We start from the raw sequence: 20657 nt of genomic DNA on the forward strand, positions 1-20657 counted from the left end.
TCAAACTAATTTTCTAACCCTGTTTTCTTGATAAATAACTACGGAATAGTATTGGTCACTACATCAGGTGGTACATAACTGGCATGGCGATTCATTCTGTTTTCAAACAATCTAAAGCTAAATAAAATCACCCATGACAATAACAGATAAATGATACCAGCAGCAAAAAACAGCTCCATCAAGGTATAAGTACGCGCACTAATCGTACGAGCGACACCCGTGATGTCCATCAACGCAATGGTTGACGCCAGCGCACTGCCTTTTAGCATAAAGATGACTTCATTACTATACGCTGGAATAACGATACCAAAGGCACGAGGCAAAGTGATGCGCGTCAGCTTCTGCCACTTAGACATACCAATCGCGTCTGCGGCTTCCAGCTCGCCCACTGGAATGGTTTGAATCGCGCCGCGAATAATTTCTGCCAAATAAGCACTGGTATTCATGGTAAAGGCAATAATGGCACACCAATACGCTTGGCTGAGTACGGGCTCCCACAAGAACGAGTCGCGTACGGCCTCAAATTGTCCAAGACCATAATAAATCAAAAATATCTGTACCAGTAGCGGTGTGCCACGAAAAAAGAAGATATAAGAGAAGGGTAATATCTGTACCAACCAGTTTTTTGACAAACGCAATTGCGCTAAAACCAAACCAAAGAACAGCCCGATAATGCCTGAAATAACGACCAATTGAACGGTCAAAACTGCCCCATTTAGTAGTTCAGGAATATTATCAAAAATAACCTGCCAATTCCAATCCATAGTATCTCTCCTCTATCCTATGGTCGATTGACGGTGGGTTGTTTGACGGCTCAGCTTTTTGGCATAACGTGCCGCTGGATTGGCGCGCCATTCAAGCCACATCATAAAGCCGGTAATCAACATGGTCAGACCCAAATAAATAATCGCCGCTGCCATATAAAAGGTAAATGGCTGCTGCGTGGATTGTGCCGCACGCGATGACTGGTACATAATGTCTTTGAGACCAACCACCGAGACTAAAGCAGTATCTTTGAGTAAAACCAAAAATAAATTGCCCAATCCGGGTAAGGCGATTTGCCAAACCTGTGGTAAGGTGACACGATAAAACGTCTGCAAAGGACGCATACCTATCGCTTGCGACGCCTCTCGCTGTCCTATCGGAATCTCTTGAATAGACATGCGAAAGATTTCGGTTGCATAAGCACCAAACGCAATAGACAACGCCATCACGCCGCCCCAAAAGGCACTGATCTCAACATATTCGTTATAGCCGAATTTTTTGAGAATCGTCATTAGCAGCATAGAGCCGCCATAATAGATAAACAGTACCAATAACAACTCTGGAATACCACGCATTGTCGCTGTATACACAGTCGCAATCTTACGCAGCAGCCAGATATTAGACAGCTTAGCTGTGGCACCGAGCAGCCCCAAAGCCATGCCGATGACTAAGCTGGTTATGGTAAGCTTGATGGTAACGCTAGCGCCGCTCAGTAGTAGCGCGCCAAATCCTTGTAAGTCAAACACAATTATCCACTCAGTCTCTTTATATTAGCAATTTGCAAAATATGAGTTAAAAGAATCAGCATCAATGCTGAGCGCTGCTGATAATCGTATTTTATACCAAATAGACAGGGATTCTTGGCGTCATAGATAGAGGCAAAGTAGATACGATTATCACTGCGAAAATTGACACAGTAGAAATGAGCGCTGATTTTATCATAATCGCTGCGCGCTATGTTAATACTCACATGTAAAAGCTGTGCCTAAATAGACACTTATCTTCTCAAAAGTACATTAAATCAGCCAAATTGACACGAACCAAGCGGTCAATATTGGTCTTTCCGGCGATTTTTATATTCCAACCATTTTTATAAAAGAACAAAAAAGGATATCGCTATTGAAGCAATATCCCTTTCATTGAACTAACATAAGCACCAGTGTTCTCCTAGTTGAGATTTAAAGAGTCACTGGTTGAAATTTGAGAATTTTCACGTTTACTTGGTGGGTGTTTCAGGTATCTTAGCATCAGTACTGGTATCTGCCGTTGCGCTGCTCGCTGGAACCGCAAAATACTTTTGATTGATGTCATCATAAATGCCATTGGCTTTGATATTAGCTAACGACTGATTAATTTTCGCTTGCAACGCATCACCTGGACGCACGGCGATGGCAAAATTATCATTGATATCAACCTCTTCGCCTTTGAGCGCGTAATCACTGCCCGATGTCGTACCAAGCCATTCTAGTGCAGGCAGTTTGTCAGAGACCATCGCATCAACACGCTCTGAACTCAAATCCAAGAACGCATTGCTCAACGTATCATAAAGCTTCATATCAGCTTTGGGATACGCCGTCTCAAGCCACTGCGAAGAGATGGTCGAACGCTGGGCAGCAATAGAGTTCGAATTGATATCGCTGCTATTGCTGGGATCAAAATCGCTGTCTTTTTTGGCCAAAAACACCAACGTATTGCTAAAATAAGGCTCCGTAAAGCTAACCTGTTGCTCACGCTCGGGAGTCACGGACATGGCCGCTACAATCGCGTCATATTTACCCGCTTTTAAACCCGGAATGATACCGTCCCAATCTTGTGCGCTAATGTCACAAGTCACTTTCATATCGGCACAGAGTGCGTTGGCAATCTCCACATCAAAACCGCCAAGGGTGCCATCAGCATTGGTATAATTAAAGGGTGCATACGCGCCTTCAGTAGCAATACGTAACACCTCGCCCGTCGCTACCTCATCTTGAGTGGCCGCAACATTAGTCTCATTTTGACCATTACTACAACCTACCAAAGCCAAAAGCATCGACATCGCCATTACAGGTACTGAAAAACGTCGCACCTTTGCCTCATTGCTGACTGAGTTATTGGCGATTGCACGGTATTGGTCAAAAGGTTTGTTCATGATCGTCCTTGGTATTTACATGTGAAAATAAGGCTCATCGCTTTGGTTAACTTGGTTGCTTGGATTAACCTTGTTACTTTAATTAACAGCTATAGGTAAATACCCATAGCCGTTAATCCTAGCATTTATAGCGATGAGCTGACATATCAGTTAGTGGCGGCTTCCGCTTGCTCTTCTGTGGCGATGATGGCATTGGCATCGCTGTTGGCGGCATCACCTTCAACCACCATGACTTCTTTTACGTCAGTGGTTGCCACTGCTTTTTGAGCGGCAGCCGTTGAGCTGGTGCCAAAATAGCTGCCAGTGATTTGGTCATAAGTACCATTATCTTTTAGCTCAGCCAAGGCTTTGTTGAACTTGGCGACCAGTGGATCTCCTTTACGAAACGCAATACCCATCGCATCTTCGTCAGTGCTGATTTCTTGTCCTTTCACTTCATAGTCTTTACCAGCATCCGTTTTTAACCAATCGATACCAGTGACTTTGTCAGACATCATCGCTCGTACACGGCCTGACGTTAGATCCAAATAGGCATTGTCTTGGGTGTCATAGAGCTTGATATCTGCGTTGGCATGCTCATCTTGCAAGTATTGTGAGGAGACCGTTGAGCGCTGTGACGCAATGGGTTGGCCTTCTAAATCTGCCACACTGATGTCGTCGCCTTTTTTACCAATTAAAATGATACCGCTGTGAAAGTACGGATCTGTGAATTCAACCACTTCTTTGCGCTCAGGCGTGATCGACATGCCAGCGATAATCGCATCAAATTTTTGCGCGTTTAGTCCTGGAATCAGACCATCCCAATCTTGTGAAATGACTTCACACTCCGCCTGCATTTGCGCACATAAAGCATCGACCAGCTCAATTTCGTAGCCAATCAATTTGCCATCAGCGTCGGTATAGCTAAATGGTTTGTAGCTTGATTCGGTGGCTATTTTTATGCTCATCGGCGCATCGGTTGCGGTATCAGCTGTAGCACCATCTTCTGGCGTTGAGCTATTGTTACAACCAGCCAGCATAAGCATAGCGGCACTTAATGGCGCAAGCCAAAGTGTCTTGGTTTTTAGCATTTTGGTTTTGTGTGATGATGCCATAGATATTGTCATGTTTGCTATTCCCTCATGTTGCAATCAGAAGATGATGAACCAATAGAAATTTATTGACCAAAGTTCGCTTGTTCAAGACGTGCCAGCTCACCATTACTACGGATTTCGCTCAGTGCCTTATTAAAATCGTCTCTAAGTGCGTCACCCTTACGAACAGCAATGGCAATATTATCGTCATTGTCAATTTCGTCACCAACGATACCAAAGCCTTCAGGGTTGTCTGCTAACCATGATTTGGCAGAAACTTTTTCAGCCAATACCGCATCGCTACGACCAGATTTTAGATCCAAATACGCATTGTCATAATTGTCATACAACTGCACGGTATTACCGTTTTTGCCTTCGTAATTATCTTGTAGATAAGCGCCAGGCGTGGTTGAGCGTTGGCCACCTAGTGTCAAGCCTTGAATCGCCATAGGATCAAATTTGCCATTTGTATCGGTCAGCCACACCATCGTGTTAGAGAAGTAAGGCTCGGTAAAGTCAACCTTTTCTTGACGTTCAGGAGTGATCGACATACCTGCCACAACCGCATCATATTTTTGTGCCAATAGACCGGGAATAATGCCGTCCCAATCTTGAGCGACTATTTCACATTTGGCTTGCATCTGTTTACATAAGGCATTGGCAACATCGATATCGTAGCCTGCCAAACTGCCATCAGCATTGGTATAGTTAAAAGGAGGGTAAGCGCCTTCGGTCGCGATACGAATGGTCTTGCCAGACGTCTCTGCTGCCGATGCATCCGCATTGGTATCGGTGGCGTCATTAGCAGGTTGACTGCAAGCACTTAGCATCAACGCGGCGGCAATGGTCATTGATGACCACAATAGGCGAGAATTCGACATCGTACATTCCTTAAATTCTGATGGGTTTTAATGTAGGGTTCTGATATGTTGTTCTCTGACGTTCCTGCCAGACAAGTAAGATAGGTAGTAGGATATACCAGCAGCCATCATCATCGGCCACCTGTAAGCATCCTGATAATACCTGAGTAAAATATCAAAAACAAACATTTTACATACCAACTGTCATTAAACGGTAATAAAACGTCAGCTGTAATTACTGCGTGGTGGTTTTCATTTTTAGATGATTTTGGAATGGCAGGCTTAGGATGGCAAAAACGTCACCATCCTAGATTTTTGCATAATGACTATTTTTAAATAGTGATTATTTTTGAGTAGCGACTAGGAACTGCATAATGATTACTTTTAAGTAATCACCAAGGATTGAATTGAGGCTACGCTCTAGGCTTGACGATGCGACGCCATAAAGTCTTTGACACGCTCAGAGGTGGGGTTATCAAATACTTGCTCAGGCGTACCAATCTCCTCGATCACACCTTGATGTAAAAACACCACTTTGCTGGATACTTCTCGGGCAAAGCGCATCTCATGGGTGACGATCAGCATGGTACGGCCTTCTTCTGCCAGCTCACGCATGACTGCGAGTACTTCATTGACCAGCTCAGGGTCAAGAGCTGAGGTTGGCTCATCAAACAATAGTACCTGCGGCTGCATAGCAAGCGCACGGGCGATGGCCACACGTTGACGTTGACCGCCAGACAAGTTCGCTGGATAAGCATCTTTCTTATCGAGCAGACCCACTTTATCGAGCAGTTTTTCAGCATCGCTAATGGCTTGGGCTTTTTTGATTTTTAAAACTTGCGTTGGCCCTTCGATGATGTTTTGCAGAATTGTCTTATGCGGCCATAAGTTAAAGTTCTGAAAAACGAAACCCACGCGAGCACGCAGACTTTCTAATTGCTTGATATCTGCCGCTTGTAGCTCACCTGACTTAGCAGGTTTTAATATCAGCTCATCGTTACCAATAATGATACGGCCTTGATTTGGCTGTTCAAGCAGATTAATACAGCGTAGCAAGGTGGATTTGCCTGAGCCAGATGAACCCAAGATAGAGATCACATCGCCATCGTAAGCGGTGAGAGACACCCCTTTTAGCACTGCCAATGAGCCGTAGCTTTTATGGATGTCTTGTAAATCTAAGGCGATAGGCCGAGTCGGATTTTTTGCGATATCAAGCATGGTTTAACAGACTTCCAATAAATATGAGTGAAAATGTGAGTAAAAAATAGCCATATATATACTATTGGCATCAACCATAGCATGGTTGTGTTATCGCTATGGTTCATAAGACAAAGAGAAAAATGTCATATTGTCTCTTATTACGCAGTAAAAAGGCAAATCTTGTATAGACTAGGCGGGTCACCAAGTTGGCTAAGCATCTGTATGTAACTGACATAAAAAAGCCCAGACTGTCTTGACAGCGCTGAGCTTTATTTTATCACTTAAACTGACTGGGCGTGGTTTTATCTAAAAGTGGTTTTGTTTAAAAATGGTTTTATTTAAAAACAGTACTAACGATTTCATAATCACTGCTGAAATAATCACTGCTGAAATAATCACCGCTTAAATAATCACCGTTGAAATAATCACGACCTAATAGGTTGAAACATGTTCTGAGCTTTCAGTGCCATCTAACATTTCCGAGTCATCAGCAGTCGCTACCGCTACATCATCAGTGTCACTCACTGCTATACCATCAGCGCTAGCAACAGCCACATCGTCATTTGCACCAGCCACAGCAACGTCACTGTTTGCCGTTGCAGTACCAGTGGCCTCTTCTTCCACCGCTGTTTGTGCATCAACTGGCGATTCAGTTTCCGTTGGTGACTCCTCCTTGTTGCCGCAAGCACTTAGCGTTAATGCCGCTGCGACCAATCCAACCGTCAACCAGCTTTTATTGATACTGCGATTTGTCTTAGCCATTTCTATTCTCCGTAAGTACCCATTGATACTTAATTAATAATCATATTGTGAGCGATCAGTCACTTGATAACTGCTTTCGCCCACAGTCTTAGTAGCTACTATACTTATGATTGATTGCGACGACCTTAGTAGTTACAACACAGTTCTGTTAAAGGTACGTAACGACAAATCTGCTTTTTGACTGGTCTTTGGTGATGCTGGTATCCTATTACAACCAACTCAACTCAAACATAATATAGTGTGAATAGCATAAAAAAATGATTATAAATGCCTTATAAAACAGGGGCTATTCACAAAATCGTCTTTACTATCGGGTCAATCTCCTCTATGTTAAGTAGCGTAATACCCTATGGGTACTAAAATCTCTTTGTGCTAATTTTGCTAAAAATTCGCCTTATTGGCGCTTGTATTTTTATAAAACATTTATCACTATAAGGAAATAATTTATGAGTCAATCGAATACCACAGACATCGTCGCCTATATGCAATCCGTCGGCAAACAAGCACGAGCAGCCTCTCGCGCGCTTGCCGCTGCCAATACGGGCGATAAAAATTCAGCGCTCATGGCGATTCACGAAGTGTTAAAAAACGCCAAACAAGCTATTTTGGCCGCCAATAAAATTGATATGAACAATGGTAAAAATAATGATTTGGATGCCGCCTTACTTGACCGTCTAGAGCTAAACGACGCGCGTTTCGATGGAATGCTAAAAGGTCTAAAAGACGTCGCCGCCCTGCCCGATCCTATTGGTGAAGTCACGGATATGACTTATCAGCCATCAGGGATTCATTTGGGCAAAATGCGTGTGCCACTTGGCGTGGTCGGTATGATTTATGAGTCGCGTCCTAACGTAACGTTAGAGGCCGCTTCATTGGCATTAAAATCAGGCAACGCGATTATCTTGCGCGGCGGCTCTGAAGCGTTTGAATCCAATCAAGCGATTGCCAAATGTATCTTAGAAGGTCTACAAAAAGTCGGTCTATCGGAGCACAGTGTGCAAGTACTACAAACGACCGATCGCGCCGCTGTTGGCGAGCTGATTACCATGACTGACTATGTCGATGTCATCGTGCCACGCGGCGGTAAAGGCTTGATTGAGCGTATCAGCCGTGATGCCCGTGTGCCTGTGATTAAGCATTTAGATGGCAATTGTCATACCTTTATCGATAGCGATGCAGATGCCCAAATCGCGATTGACGTCAGCGTCAACGCAAAAACCCATCGCTACGGCACTTGTAATACCATGGAGACGCTATTGGTCGATGAAGCAGTCGCCAACGAGCTACTGCCAAAGATTGCTGAAGCGATCATAGCCGCTGATGATGCGATGCAATTGCGCCTTGATGATCAGTCACAAACCATTTTAAATGACAATGCGACTCTTAAAGGTCATCTGTCTGCCGCAACTGCTGAGGACTGGGATACTGAATATCTAGCGCCTATCTTAGCGGTAAAAGTCGTCTCAGGTATCGATGAGGCGATTGACCATATCAATACCCACGGCAGCCATCATACTGATGTCATCATTACTGACAACTATACTAAGTCTCAACGTTTCATCCGCGAAGTAGATTCAGCGAGCGTAATGATTAATGCCTCTAGCCGTTTTGCCGATGGTTTTGAGTATGGGCTGGGTGCTGAGATTGGTATTTCGACTGACAAAATTCATGCCCGTGGCCCTGTTGGACTAGAAGGTCTTACCTCACAAAAATGGATCGTTTATGGTCATGGTGAGACGCGCGCTTAACCAATACCAAACCCAAAAAATACGATTAGCCGCTATCCTCTCACTTCACGTATAATCTATAAAAAACGTCAGCCCAATAGCTGGCGTTTTTTTATTAGCGTCGAATATGTGGCGCAAGCACCACAAAATATAACTACCATAAAACACAACCACCATAAAACATATGGTCTCCTCACTGAGACCTTTTATAGGAAACTGAGCCTATGCAAAGTGGCAAGATTAAACGTTGGAACCAAGATAAAGGTTATGGCTTTATCGATGTGGATAATCAGAGTGAAGATGTATTTTTTCATGTGAGTAAAGTTCGCTTGTCGCAGCCCATTAGCGTTGGCCAAAAAGTCTACTTTAATAGTGAACGTAATGACAAAAATCAATTACGGGCAACCGAAGTTACTTTTAACACATTGAGTATTTTAGACACCTCAGTATCGGATCTCACACCTCACGATTCAAATACTAGCCGTCAAAATCACGCTAATAATAGACCATACCAGAGTCGTCGTGACCAGAACCATCAGCGCGGCGGCCATTATAAAAGAAGCGCCTTATCAACCTTATTCAGTCTAATAGCACTCATCGCTGTCGCGGTTTACTTTTTTGGTGATATAAACTCTGCTTTTTTTGCTGAAGATAATGCGCAAACCTCACTAACTCATTCTGCATCTGAAAACTCAAATCAAGCCGCAACTACCGGTATAACGAGTGATGCGCAAATAGATCACACTATTGCGCTTATTCAGCAAGGCGGGCCTTTCCCTTATCCGCAAAAAGATGGCACGACCTTTTATAATCGCGAAGGCAGACTGCCAGCACAGTCGCAAGGCTACTACCGCGAATATACGGTTCCTACTGTTGGAGTGTCACATCGCGGCGCACGGCGTATTGTCACAGGTGGCCATCCACCAACCGTTTACTATCTGACCGTTGACCATTACGATAGCTTTAGCAGACTACAGGTAAAATAATATGAGCCAAGCCATCCACTATGTTAATCAAGACCACGTTAATCAAAATCACATTAACCAAAACGGTACAGCAATAAGTACGAGCATTCCGGCACAGGCTGTTAACATATCTGTGAGTGAAGTACTGGATAAAGCCACGTTATTAACACACTTAGCCCATGCCTGTGATTTCCCAAGTTACTTCTCACCTAACTGGGATAGTGCGTGGGACTGTTTGACAGACAGCGCAGTCACGCATCTAATACTAAATCTAACCACAGTAGAAAAAATAAATACCGAAGATTTCAATGTTTTTAAAAGCATTATCAACGATGCTTACAGAGAGTTTGGTAAGCCACAATTGTGGGTTATTATATCTCCTACTAATGAGGCTTGACTACTCATCATCGCCTAAACCTGAATTCGAGATAAAGCCATATTTATCCCGAATTCAGGTTAATTTATTTGTAAAAAAAGGATTAACCTATGGAAATTACCTTAAATGGCTATTACACGCTGATATTAGCCACTTTAGTACTATTACTTGGGCGTATTTTGGTAAAAAAGATTAAATTCTTAGAAGACTTTAATATTCCAGAACCTGTGGCTGGGGGCTTGGTCGCAGCGGTTGTGGTCTATGTTCTCAATATCGTTTGGGGATATAGCTTTAACTTTCACCAAGGATTGCAGACCGCAACCATGCTAATGTTCTTTGCTTCTATTGGTCTCAGTGCTGATTTTAGTCGCTTAAAAGCCGGTGGAACGCCATTATTGATTTTTACCATCGTAGTGTCAGTATTTATTGTGCTACAAGATATCGTTGGCGTAGCAATGGCGAGCGTACTGGGACTTGATCCCTTACTTGGGCTGGTAACAGGCTCGATCGCGCTGACTGGTGGTCATGGTACGGCAGGTGCTTGGGGTATTACCTTAGAGCAAGAATATGGTGTGGTCGGTGCGACGACATTGGGTATCGCAGTGGCTACCTATGGTTTGGTCGCTGGTGGTATCATAGGTGGTCCAGTGGCACGCCGTTTGATTCAAAGACTTGGGCTAAAACCAACTGTTCCCAATCCCAATCCTAGTGACATCGAAAAAGTCGCTGGCGCGCAGTCACTTTATAGCACCAAGCATGACGAAGATTCAGCGCACAGCAATAAAGAGATTTTTGAAAGACCTGATAGTATGCGTTTTATCACTGCGTCTTCTACGATTGAGACGTTGGCGCTATTTGCAGCGGCGTTGGCGTTTGCTGATGTAATGACCCTTGTTGCTCAAGACACATGGTTTGAGCTACCTACCTTCGTTTGGGCTCTGGCAGGTGGCGTCATCATTCGTAACGTCTTAACCACTGTGTTCAATTTTGATATGTTTGACCGCTCGATTGATGTGTTTGGTAACGCCTCTTTGAGTCTATTTTTGGCAATGGCATTGCTATCATTGAAGCTATGGCAGCTGACTGATTTGGCAGGCCCTGTCTTGATTATCTTGCTGGTGCAGACCGTCATTATGATCATTTATGTTTACTTTATAACCTTTAAAGTGATGGGTAAAGACTACGATGCGGCGGTGTTGTCAGCGGGTCATTGTGGTTTTGGTATGGGTGCAACGCCAACGGCGATTGCCAATATGCAGGCAGTCACTGACCGTTATCTACCCTCGCCCAAGGCGTTTTTGATTGTACCGATGGTTGGTGCTTTCTTCGTTGATATCGTCAATGCCACGGTATTGCAGATATTTACCAAATTGCCGTTTATGTGATTTTAGTTTTTAAACCAGACTGTATTAACATAAGAAAGCCCCAATTATATTTATATAGTTGGGGCTTTCTTATATCTAAATAGTATAGCTTGGATCTAGCTTTACCTTCACTGAAGTAAGATTTTTGTTTGTACTTAAGACTTATAAGATATACTGGTAACAGAGCAATATTTCTAAACGAAATTTGATAAAAATCTGGAAAAAACATGGAAAGAGAAATTACATCAATTGGTAGCTTAATTGAAAACTTAAACCAAGATATTGGTGATTACGATGAAGATGTATGGTTTAGAGGTGAAGCTTGCTTTGATTGGAAATTACTACCTGGAATATTTCGTAGCAGTAAGAAAATAAGCGAAGAAATACTACTAACTAGGTTTAAACAATCAGCATCAATGCTTATAGATACAAGTCCTAAAAGCGATTTTGATTGGATGTTTTTAATGCAGCATTACGGAGTGCAGACTAGATTGCTAGATTGGTCTGAAAGTGCTTTAGCTTCTCTATATTTCGCAATATCTGAAGAAGACCACTTACTCAGTGATGGTACTCTTTGGATGCTTAAGCCCATCGAGTTAAATAAACTTGCAAATATTGAGGATGAAAATAAGTATTATATTCCATCTTTTGATGATGTTCATCTTACAAACTATGGAATACAAAGCTTAAGAAACTCTCGTATACAGATGAATCCTATTGCGACAATAGCTACTAGAAATAATGCTAGAATTCAAGCTCAACAAGGCGTTTTTACTATTCATCATTTAAAAGATAAGCCACTTGAAGATTACTGCGACATTAATCAACAAATTTTCAAATATAAGATACCTAAAGAGAGTAAGTTGAGATTAAAAAAAGAGTTAGAGCTATTAAGCTTTAATAGGTTTTCTCTTTTCCCAGAGCTTTCTAGTATTGGACTATTACTTAAGGATAAGATGCAATGAGTTATATTGAAACAAGCCCTCTGCAAAATACTACAATTTTAAGAGTTTTTTCTGAAAAAGATGAGATTGAAATATCACCAGAGTATCAAAGAAACGGAAGCGTTTGGACTCTCGAGAAGAAAAAACTTTTAATTGATTCTATTCTTAATGATTATGATATACCTAAAATATATTTTCATAAATTCACTAGAGAAGAAAAAAAAGAAACAGGAAAACAATACTCTATTATTGATGGTAGACAGCGGTTAGAAACTATTTGGTGGTTTATGGATAATGGTTTTCCATTATCTGATGACTTTGAGTATCAAGATGATGAAAGTCTAAAACTAGCTGGAATGACCTATCAAGATATCGCGCAAAAACATCCAAAAATAAAAATAAAATTTGATTCTTTCGTTCTACCTATAATAGGTGTTAGCTCTGATGATATTGACTTAATTGAAGATATGTTCTCTAGACTTAATGAAGCTGTGCCCTTGAATTCTGCTGAAAAGAGAAATGCGTTTGGGGGAGCTATGGTATCGGCCATTCGTGAAATCTCACAACATCCATTATTTATTAAAAAAGTTAAATTCAGAAATTCACGGTATCAACACATGGAAGTTTCTGCAAGATTTCTACTTGTTGAAACTTCAAGTCATGAACACAATAAATTAATTGATACTAAAAAAGTATATCTAGATAGTATGGTCAAAAACTATAAAGAAAAATATGATGAGGTTTCTTGCTTCCAAGCTAACGTAACAAGCGTCTTAGAAAATATGAACACTGTTTTCTCTGATAAGGATGACTTGCTGAGAACTCAAGGTATTATGGTTGTTTATTACTTACTGTTTAAAAAATCCATTCAATTAGGTAAAGACATTCGGAGAGTTGAACTCTATGAGTTTGATAAGTCAGTCAAAGATAATAGAAAGCTTGCAGAAATAAAATATGAAGATGCTGACTATGATTTACTTGAATATGACAGGCTTTCTCAGCATGGTACCAATGATGTTTCAAACATTAGAGAAAGGTTGAGAATACTCTCCGAATATCTCAAGCTTGATTAACAAAAAAACCGCCTAGCAAAAGCCAAGCGGTTTTTTATTTTATACAACCCTTAATAAGGGCTAACTAACACTTACTGGTTTTTTTCGTAAACTGGCAACTCTTTGCAGATTGCTTCAACTTTACCGCGTACTTCTGTCGCAACGGCTTCATCACCACGGCTGTCTAGTACGTCACAAATCCAACCAGACAAATCACCTGCTTGCGCTTCGTTGAAGCCGCGAGTAGTAATGGCTGGTGTACCGATACGGATACCAGACGTCACGAACGGGGATTTTGGATCGTTTGGCACAGCGTTTTTGTTCACAGTGATGTGTGCGTCGCCAAGCCATTTATCGGCCTCTTTACCGGTCATTTCTTGCTTAACTAAGCTGATCAGCATGAGATGGTTTTCAGTACCACCAGAGATGATTTCATAACCGCGCTCTTGGATGACTTTCGCCATGGCTTGCGCGTTTTTAACCACTTGCTGTTGATACGTTTTAAAATTATCTTCTAACGCTTCTTTAAAGCAAACCGCTTTTGCCGCGATGACATGCATCAACGGGCCACCTTGGTTGCCTGGGAATACGGCAGAGTTTAGTTTTTTGGCAAGCTTCTCATCACGAGCCAAGATCATACCTGAGCGCGGGCCACGTAGGGTTTTGTGCGTGGTAGTTGTGACAACGTCAGCGAAAGGTACTGGCGTTGGATATACACCGCCAGCCACTAGGCCAGCGACGTGTGCCATATCGACCAATAGATATGCACCTACTTCATCTGCGATGTCACGGAAACGCTGCCAATCGACTACTTGCGAATACGCTGAAAAACCAGCGATAATCATTTTTGGCTTGTGCTCACGTGCCAAGCTATCTACTTGGTCATAATCGATAAGACCAGTACCATCTACCAAGCCATACTGTACAGCATTGTAGTTCAGACCTGAGAAGTTGATGTGTGCGCCATGCGTCAAGTGACCCCCAGCGTCTAGGCTCATGCCAAGTACGGTGTCATTGGCCTCTAGTAATGCTAAAAATACGGCAGAGTTTGCTTGGCTGCCTGAATGTGGCTGAACGTTGACATACTCAGCACCGAACAGCTCTTTTGCGCGGTCAATGGCCAATTGTTCAACGACATCTACATGCTCACAACCACCATAGTAACGCTTACCAGGATAGCCTTCAGCGTATTTGTTAGTTAGGTCAGTGCCTTGCGCTTCCATTACTGCTTGTGAGCAGTAGTTTTCAGAGGCAATCAATTCGATGTGATTTTCTTGACGAACGCTTTCTGCGGCCATCGCTTCAGCAAGTACTGGATCAAAATCTTTGATAGAAATATCTTTAAACATAGTAATGTCCTAAGTAGTGACTGTCGTTGGAAATATCATTGAAAAAAAAGCTGATAGCATGCCCACAATAAAACGAATACTGCGTCAACGTCGCTCGACGTATCATTGATACCTCTGCACTCTGTTTTTATCTACGCTGTTTTATGGTATGACCATTATTGTAAATGGAGGCTATTAGCAAATATTAATAGGGATAAGCGAGAGCAATCGATCTGTCAGCAGCTTATCCCATTCGGCAATAAACTCGATACAGGCCTGCATCGAAAGCATCGCTAAAGATTAAGTGTAACATGAAAATTTGGGCAGCGAGCGCAAAAAAGCCCACCTTAAGATGAGCAAATTAAATGGCTATATAACACAGCTAAATAACGTACGATTTTATATAGAATTAAATCATAGACAGTTATCAATAATTTGAAAAACAGCCATTTTGGAAGGTCTATTTTTTGCACGACACACTAATTTATAGATACATAGACTTCATTAAAACATAACTCTAATAAAATAAAGATAATAAACTATTGAATACTGACTAATGGCTTCGATACCCAACCTTCACCTTTGTCACTCTCCACATGGTAGTAGCCATTTTGCTCAGTACCCATATATATCATGATGTCCTGCTGAGCTAGGATAGCGATAGGGCTAGAAGACTTATTGGCCTGTGAGTAGAGCTTAGTGCTTTGTAATTTGCCAAATAATATAGAACCAGAAACTGGCTTTTCTTTGTTGGATTGGTTGCTTTGGTTATTTTGATTGACTAAGTCTGCAAAACCCATATCTTCACTTAAGTTAGACACAGACTGTTTACTACCCCTAATGCTATCGGCCGTTCTACCGATTGAGCTAATGGTACTTTGTGCCTCATAAATACTATCCAAAAAACCAGCGTTTGCATTGATAGACAAACCAAACATAGCGGTACTAACCGCTAGCAAAATTGCAGATTTTGCAAACAAGGATAACAATGGGTTTTTGACGCTCATAGGAAGTTCCTGATGTTAAGAAAAGTATAGTAATGTTACTAAATTGCATTTATACCATATTCTCAAATTACCAGACAACTGTTAATTTATTAATCAATAATTAGCTGTATTTTTATATATTAAACTTTATTTATAGCGTCCGTAGTTATATCACCCTTATCGGCATCATGAGACAAAAACGCAGGCAAAAAGGTTTCGCTGATGAGCAATGAGCGGCCATACCAATCATAACGCGTTTGCCGTTGCCAGCCCTCACTTGTATGCTGAATGAAGCGTTGGTTGGGCAGTGTGCGACTGCGCTTGAATAGTACATAACCGATGGGCGTGCCTTTGAGCTGTTGCAGACGACGTGCACGACCGACCAGACTGGGTAATGGAAAGACACTTTGTGCTTTTACCCAAGGCTGCTCATCATTGCCATAGAGTTGTACCTCGCGCACCCAAGCCAGCATGGGACGACTGATCATGATGCCTTGTATACCCAGTTGCTTTTTTTGGGTTAGTGACAACAATCGATAACCTTCAAAACCGCGCTTTACGTGCAAAGGCTGCCCTGCTTTGGCCTCTAGTACAGCCGTGAGAGAGCCCTCAACATTAAGCCACGGTAGTAGCTCAGTAGGAGGTAAAACAGGGGTAAAAGAAACGTGATTTTTGGACATAGTAAACGGCTAATTACGAAGGATTAAAAATTAGTGGCATCAAAATCAGGCATGTTATCTGCGTTAAATGGCAAAGACTCAAACGCTTGCTGACGATATTGGGTCATATGCAGTCGGTCTTGAGTACAGAAATCACTAATCGCTGGTACAAAACGCGGATCATAAATACGGTGGAGAGAATGCGTTGTCGTCGGAATAAATCCTCGAATCAATTTATGCTCCCCTTGCGTGCCCGGATCAAAATACCTCAAACCTTGCTCTATGGCAAACTCAATGCCTTGATAGTAGCACAGCTCAAAATGCAAGCTGTCGTATTCACCCAGCGCGCCCCAGTAGCGACCGTATAAAGTCGTCGTATCACTAACACTGTCGTTCTCAGGAGTATCGTATAAGAACAAACTACTGGCGATAATGTCACCATTTTGATCTAGCGCTTGCGCGAGCATAAGATGCTCAGACATGTCTTGCGCCAAAGCCATAAAAAAATCGATCGTTAAATAAGGATGCTGACCGCGTACCGCATACGTCATGACATAACAGTGATAAAAAGCCTTCCAATCTTCATCCGTGATAGCATCACCGCATTTGCGTTGACAGGTGATGCCTTGCTCTGCAACCTTACGACGCTCAGCACGGATGGTTTTGCGTTTTTTGGCTTTTAACGTTGTTAAAAATGCCTCAAAATCTGCAAATGGCTGACTGTCTTTGAGCAAGTCTTTATTTTGCCATAAAAACTGACAGCCTTGTCGCTCTAGTATTGGCAGGTCAATAGGCGGCGACTCTATACCGTTATCTTGTGCTGCAATGATAAGTGCTACGTCGATATCAGTTGGCATAGCGGCGGTCGCGACGGCAGCCAGTTCAGGCGTGACAAACAGCCCATGCCAGCTTGAAGCACCCACTTGCTGGGCAATATCGTCAATGCCCGCGATGGCTGTTTTTATAATACTCTCATTTAACGTTTCACCTTTTGCCAACCACAATCGTTGACCCGTAATCGGCGTATAAGGCACGCTGGTGACTAACCTTGGATAGTAATCAACCCCGTAACGCGCGTAAGCCTCTGCCCATGCGTGATCAAATACAAACTCGCCGCGATGATGGCCTTTTATAAATACTGGCATCACCGCGACAGGTTGTAGTGCTGTGTCCGCCGCACGGTCTGCTGCGCTATCAATGCTATCTTCGTTATCAGCAACACGATGTACCAAAATAAATATCGGTAGCCATCCTGCCTCCTCACCAATCGCCCCCGTGTCTGCCAGCGCTTGCCAAAAAGCAAACGACATAAATGGCGTATCTGGCGTTTGCCAGTCAGCTTGATTCTGCCAACTGGTGTCATTCATCAAAGCGTATTCTAGATTCATATTCATAATCACTATCATTAGCCACTATCATTAATCACTACAGTCGCGATGTATGTGCCGATACCTTATCGGTTAGCAATCTAGCCTAGCAAATTTTTGCCAGTTTGCTGTCACAATTTGCAAACATATTTCTGAATTTAATAAAAAACCACTGACAGTTATTACAGATGATTTTTTATGGTTGTTTTTCATAAAAATGAAGTTGAGACGTGATATAAAAGGGGATAAAAAGACAATATGGGCAGACTAAAATAAAAAAATGTTATTAAGATGACGTATCTATAAATATGAATTTTTAAAGTTGTAAGCTTACAGAATAAGCGACAAGCGGGGAAAGTTTACTCAAGGCATGCATGATTATTTTTAGAATGAAAAGACAGTAGTTGTATGGAAAAGATGATATCGAAGCGGATGGCTGGTAGAATAAGGTTGTTATTAGCTTAATATAATTCAAATACATAGGATATGAGCGAAAACAGTATACTTAGTTCACTATACGAGATTGACATCGACGCTGCTTTATAGTTGATGGACGGCTAGTGGATTGACGGCCAAATGATATCAGCACATGGCCATAAAGTACTATTTTAAAGAAGGTTTACGAAAAAGAAGTGTTAAGCAGTTTCAAAAATTTCTAAGAGCGCAGATATGGTGGACTTGAGCACGTCGTTCAGCATTGCATAGTACCATTTAAGTATATTCAGCCTCATATCTGCGTTTTATTTTTAACTCCAGCCTAAAGGAAGACACTACTAAAATGTCAAAAATTATTTATACAAAAACTGACGAAGCCCCAGCGCTTGCAACCCTATCATTTTTGCCTATTGTTAAGGCATTTACACAAACCGCAGGCGTTTCTGTTGAAACCACCGATATCTCTGTTGCCGCGCGCGTGTTGGCTGAATTTCCTGAGTATTTAACTGAAGAACAACGCGTTCCTGACAATTTGGCTGAGCTGGGTCGTCTGACGCAAGATTCAAACACCAATATCATCAAACTGCCAAACATCAGTGCCTCAGTACAACAGCTAAAAGCGGCCATTAAAGAGCTACAAAGCAAAGGCTATGCCATACCTAACTTTCCAGATGATCCTAAAACTGATGAAGAAATAGAACTTCGTAAGCGTTATGGCAAAAGCTTAGGCAGTTCTGTAAATCCAGTATTGCGTGAGGGTAACTCAGATCGCCGCGCACCAAAAGCGGTCAAAAACTACGCTCGTAAACACCCTCACTCTATGGGTGAGTGGAAGCAATGGTCAAGCACGCACGTATCACACATGCATGGCGGCGACTTCTATGATGGCGAGCAATCTATCACTTTAGACAAAGCCCGTACCGTACGTATGGAGTTATTACTTGATGATGGCACTCAAAAGATATTAAAACCTAAAATTGCTTTGCTTGATAAAGAAGTCATCGATCTGATGGTTATGAGCAAAAAAGCATTGCTAGAGTTTTATGAGCGTGAAATGGAAGATTGCCGCGAAGCTGGCATCTTGTTTTCACTGCATGTAAAAGCCACCATGATGAAGGTGTCACATCCTATCGTGTTTGGACACGCAGTCAGAATCTACTACAAAGACGCGTTTGAGAAGCACGGTGCTTTCTTTGATGAATTGGGCATCAACGTCAACAACGGCATGGCTGACCTATACGACAAAATCTCTACCCTTCCAGCATCAAAACGCGAAGAGATTGAACAAGACTTGCATGCCTGCCAAGAGCATCGCCCACGTCTCGCCATGGTTGACTCTTCAAAAGGCATCACCAACTTTCATTCACCCAGTGACGTGATTGTCGATGCGTCTATGCCAGCGATGATTCGTTCAGGTGGTAAAATGTGGGGTGCTGATGGCAAAATGTATGACTGTAAAGCAGTCATGCCAGAGTCTACCTTTGCTCGCATTTACCAAGAAATGATTAACTTCTGCAAATGGCATGGCAACTTCGATCCAACCACGATGGGTACGGTTCCTAACGTTGGCTTGATGGCACAAAAAGCCGAAGAATACGGCTCACACGACAAGACTTTTGAATCTAGCGATGCGGGTATCGCCCGTATTGTCGACGTGGATACTGATGAAGTCTTACTTGAAAAACGTGTTGAAGAGGGTGATATCTGGCGCATGTGTCAGGTTAAAGATGAGCCTATCCAAGATTGGGTAAAACTTGCTGTACGCCGCGCACGCGAATCAGATACGCCCGTTATCTTTTGGTTAGACCCATATCGTCCACATGAGAATGAACTCATCAAGAAAGTTAAAATGTATCTAAAAGAGTATGACACCGAAGGCTTGCGCATCGAAATCATGTCTCAGGTTCGCGCCATGCGTTATACCTTAGAGCGCGTTGCTCGCGGTTTAGATACTATTTCTGCAACAGGTAACATTTTAAGAGATTATCTAACCGATTTGTTCCCAATTCTAGAGCTCGGAACGAGTGCAAAAATGTTGTCAGTCGTACCGTTGATGAAGGGCGGTGGTTTGTTTGAAACGGGTGCTGGTGGTTCTGCACCAAAGCATGTTGAACAGCTTGTAGAAGAAAACCACTTACGTTGGGATTCATTGGGTGAGTTTTTGGCCCTAGCAGTGTCTTTGGAGCATTTGGCAGAGAATGACAAAAATGCCAAAGCGAAGATACTGGCCGATACACTTGATAGAGCAACCGAAAAACTGTTGTTAAATGACAAGTCACCATCACGCAAAACAGGTGAATTAGACAACCGTGGTAGTCATTTCTATCTTGCCATGTACTGGGCGCAAGAGTTGGCCGCACAAGATCAAGACGCTGATCTAAAAGCCCAATTCGTCCCATTTGCACAAAAGCTTGAAAGCAATGAAGCAGCTATCGTCAAAGAGTTGAATGACGCTCAAGGCAAGTCTGTAGACATCAAAGGCTACTACTTAGCGGATGAGAAACTGGCTGAGCAAGTCATGCGTCCAAGCGCTTTATTCAATGAGACTCTAGCATCGTTGTAATATACTTGGATAGCAGGGCTTAAACTGCTTTTATCTAAAGGCGTTTAAGCTGGCTCAAGTTACCATAAACAAAACACCCCTCAGAATTTAGATCTGAGGG

18 protein-coding genes are annotated in these 20657 nt (G+C 42.5%); 7 read left to right on the forward strand and 11 right to left on the reverse strand.

Annotated elements, in window-relative coordinates; all coding sequences use genetic code 11:
- Positions 1 to 38: 38 nt before the first annotated feature.
- The 7 genes from M917_RS08220 to M917_RS08255 all read right to left on the reverse strand — a co-directional run bounded on the left by M917_RS08220 (position 39) and on the right by M917_RS08255 (position 6791).
- A complete protein-coding gene (locus M917_RS08220; protein ID WP_021814343.1) occupies positions 39 to 764 on the reverse strand; it encodes an ABC transporter permease in 726 nt (241 codons plus the stop codon).
- 12 nt (positions 765 to 776) lie between these two features.
- Positions 777 to 1511, reverse strand: a complete 735-nt coding sequence (locus tag M917_RS08225; protein WP_021814344.1) for an ABC transporter permease — start codon at positions 1509 to 1511, stop codon at positions 777 to 779.
- Positions 1512 to 1981: 470 nt separating this feature from the next.
- Complete coding sequence (locus tag M917_RS08235; RefSeq protein WP_200861752.1) at positions 1982 to 2809, reverse strand: transporter substrate-binding domain-containing protein; 828 nt, start codon at positions 2807 to 2809, stop codon at positions 1982 to 1984.
- Between the two features lie 233 nt (positions 2810 to 3042).
- Complete coding sequence (locus M917_RS08240) at positions 3043 to 4002, reverse strand: transporter substrate-binding domain-containing protein (protein WP_021814346.1); 960 nt, start codon at positions 4000 to 4002, stop codon at positions 3043 to 3045.
- A 50-nt stretch (positions 4003 to 4052) separates the two neighbouring features.
- Complete coding sequence (locus tag M917_RS08245; protein ID WP_021814347.1) at positions 4053 to 4850, reverse strand: transporter substrate-binding domain-containing protein; 798 nt, start codon at positions 4848 to 4850, stop codon at positions 4053 to 4055.
- 399 nt (positions 4851 to 5249) lie between these two features.
- Positions 5250 to 6047 (reverse strand): ABC transporter ATP-binding protein, encoded by a 798-nt coding sequence (locus M917_RS08250; protein ID WP_021814348.1) that lies wholly within the window; start codon positions 6045 to 6047, stop codon positions 5250 to 5252.
- Between the two features lie 414 nt (positions 6048 to 6461).
- Positions 6462 to 6791 carry a hypothetical protein gene (locus M917_RS08255; RefSeq protein WP_021814349.1) on the reverse strand — a complete coding sequence of 110 codons (330 nt, stop codon included), beginning with the start codon at positions 6789 to 6791 and terminating at the stop codon, positions 6462 to 6464.
- Positions 6792 to 7237: 446 nt separating this feature from the next.
- Between M917_RS08255 and M917_RS08260 the strand changes: the two genes are divergently transcribed.
- The 6 genes from M917_RS08260 (at position 7238) to M917_RS08290 (ending at position 13240) form a co-directional block, all read left to right on the forward strand.
- The gene (locus tag M917_RS08260; protein WP_021814350.1) at positions 7238 to 8539 is read left to right on the forward strand and encodes a glutamate-5-semialdehyde dehydrogenase; all 1302 of its coding nucleotides are present in this window, start codon (positions 7238 to 7240) and stop codon (positions 8537 to 8539) included.
- A gap of 203 nt (positions 8540 to 8742) precedes the next feature.
- Positions 8743 to 9504: a ribonuclease domain-containing protein gene (locus M917_RS14515; protein WP_021814351.1), complete on the forward strand. Its 762-nt coding sequence runs from the start codon at positions 8743 to 8745 to the stop codon at positions 9502 to 9504.
- Between the two features lies 1 nt (position 9505).
- Complete coding sequence (locus M917_RS08270) at positions 9506 to 9880, forward strand: barstar family protein (protein ID WP_040642360.1); 375 nt, start codon at positions 9506 to 9508, stop codon at positions 9878 to 9880.
- An 89-nt stretch (positions 9881 to 9969) separates the two neighbouring features.
- Positions 9970 to 11244 carry a sodium/glutamate symporter gene (gene gltS / locus M917_RS08275; protein ID WP_021814353.1) on the forward strand — a complete coding sequence of 425 codons (1275 nt, stop codon included), beginning with the start codon at positions 9970 to 9972 and terminating at the stop codon, positions 11242 to 11244.
- 206 nt (positions 11245 to 11450) lie between these two features.
- Complete coding sequence (locus M917_RS08285; protein ID WP_021814354.1) at positions 11451 to 12188, forward strand: FRG domain-containing protein; 738 nt, start codon at positions 11451 to 11453, stop codon at positions 12186 to 12188.
- Complete coding sequence (locus M917_RS08290) at positions 12185 to 13240, forward strand: DUF262 domain-containing protein (protein WP_021814355.1); 1056 nt, start codon at positions 12185 to 12187, stop codon at positions 13238 to 13240. The genes M917_RS08285 and M917_RS08290 overlap by 4 nt, the downstream gene beginning before the upstream one ends.
- Positions 13241 to 13311: 71 nt before the next feature.
- Here M917_RS08290 and glyA read toward each other — a convergent pair whose 3' ends face one another.
- The 4 genes from glyA to M917_RS08310 form a co-directional block, all read right to left on the reverse strand.
- Positions 13312 to 14568 carry a serine hydroxymethyltransferase gene (gene glyA, locus M917_RS08295; protein ID WP_021814356.1) on the reverse strand — a complete coding sequence of 419 codons (1257 nt, stop codon included), beginning with the start codon at positions 14566 to 14568 and terminating at the stop codon, positions 13312 to 13314.
- A gap of 518 nt (positions 14569 to 15086) precedes the next feature.
- Positions 15087 to 15554, reverse strand: coding sequence for an SH3 domain-containing protein (locus M917_RS08300; protein WP_021814357.1), 468 nt, complete (start codon positions 15552 to 15554; stop codon positions 15087 to 15089).
- Between the two features lie 119 nt (positions 15555 to 15673).
- Complete coding sequence (locus tag M917_RS08305; RefSeq protein ID WP_021814358.1) at positions 15674 to 16213, reverse strand: chorismate--pyruvate lyase family protein; 540 nt, start codon at positions 16211 to 16213, stop codon at positions 15674 to 15676.
- Positions 16214 to 16236: 23 nt separating this feature from the next.
- Positions 16237 to 17580 (reverse strand): GNAT family N-acetyltransferase, encoded by a 1344-nt coding sequence (locus tag M917_RS08310; protein ID WP_040642400.1) that lies wholly within the window; start codon positions 17578 to 17580, stop codon positions 16237 to 16239.
- Between the two features lie 757 nt (positions 17581 to 18337).
- Here M917_RS08310 and M917_RS08315 point away from each other — a divergent pair.
- Positions 18338 to 20557 (forward strand): NADP-dependent isocitrate dehydrogenase, encoded by a 2220-nt coding sequence (locus M917_RS08315; protein WP_021814360.1) that lies wholly within the window; start codon positions 18338 to 18340, stop codon positions 20555 to 20557.
- Positions 20558 to 20657 lie beyond the last annotated feature (100 nt).

Origin of the sequence: Psychrobacter aquaticus CMS 56 (genome assembly GCF_000471625.1) — a bacterium.
GTDB classification, from domain to species: Bacteria; Pseudomonadota; Gammaproteobacteria; order Pseudomonadales; family Moraxellaceae; genus Psychrobacter; species Psychrobacter aquaticus.

What these genes read in the sequence shown, in the direction of transcription:
- M917_RS08290 (WP_021814355.1), top strand. Translation starts at nt 12,185, where the DNA reads ATGAGTTATATTGAAACAAGCCCTCTGCAAAATACTACAATTTTAAGA.
- M917_RS08255 (WP_021814349.1), bottom strand. Translation starts at nt 6,791, where the DNA reads ATGGCTAAGACAAATCGCAGTATCAATAAAAGCTGGTTGACGGTTGGA.
- M917_RS08245 (WP_021814347.1), bottom strand. Translation starts at nt 4,850, where the DNA reads ATGTCGAATTCTCGCCTATTGTGGTCATCAATGACCATTGCCGCCGCG.
- M917_RS08220 (WP_021814343.1), bottom strand. Translation starts at nt 764, where the DNA reads ATGGATTGGAATTGGCAGGTTATTTTTGATAATATTCCTGAACTACTA.
- M917_RS08240 (WP_021814346.1), bottom strand. Translation starts at nt 4,002, where the DNA reads ATGACAATATCTATGGCATCATCACACAAAACCAAAATGCTAAAAACC.
- M917_RS08300 (WP_021814357.1), bottom strand. Translation starts at nt 15,554, where the DNA reads ATGAGCGTCAAAAACCCATTGTTATCCTTGTTTGCAAAATCTGCAATT.
- M917_RS08315 (WP_021814360.1), top strand. Translation starts at nt 18,338, where the DNA reads ATGTCAAAAATTATTTATACAAAAACTGACGAAGCCCCAGCGCTTGCA.
- gltS (WP_021814353.1), top strand. Translation starts at nt 9,970, where the DNA reads ATGGAAATTACCTTAAATGGCTATTACACGCTGATATTAGCCACTTTA.
- M917_RS08305 (WP_021814358.1), bottom strand. Translation starts at nt 16,213, where the DNA reads ATGTCCAAAAATCACGTTTCTTTTACCCCTGTTTTACCTCCTACTGAG.
- M917_RS08310 (WP_040642400.1), bottom strand. Translation starts at nt 17,580, where the DNA reads ATGAATCTAGAATACGCTTTGATGAATGACACCAGTTGGCAGAATCAA.
- glyA (WP_021814356.1), bottom strand. Translation starts at nt 14,568, where the DNA reads ATGTTTAAAGATATTTCTATCAAAGATTTTGATCCAGTACTTGCTGAA.
- M917_RS08270 (WP_040642360.1), top strand. Translation starts at nt 9,506, where the DNA reads ATGAGCCAAGCCATCCACTATGTTAATCAAGACCACGTTAATCAAAAT.
- M917_RS08260 (WP_021814350.1), top strand. Translation starts at nt 7,238, where the DNA reads ATGAGTCAATCGAATACCACAGACATCGTCGCCTATATGCAATCCGTC.
- M917_RS08250 (WP_021814348.1), bottom strand. Translation starts at nt 6,047, where the DNA reads ATGCTTGATATCGCAAAAAATCCGACTCGGCCTATCGCCTTAGATTTA.
- M917_RS08235 (WP_200861752.1), bottom strand. Translation starts at nt 2,809, where the DNA reads ATGGCGATGTCGATGCTTTTGGCTTTGGTAGGTTGTAGTAATGGTCAA.
- M917_RS08285 (WP_021814354.1), top strand. Translation starts at nt 11,451, where the DNA reads ATGGAAAGAGAAATTACATCAATTGGTAGCTTAATTGAAAACTTAAAC.
- M917_RS14515 (WP_021814351.1), top strand. Translation starts at nt 8,743, where the DNA reads ATGCAAAGTGGCAAGATTAAACGTTGGAACCAAGATAAAGGTTATGGC.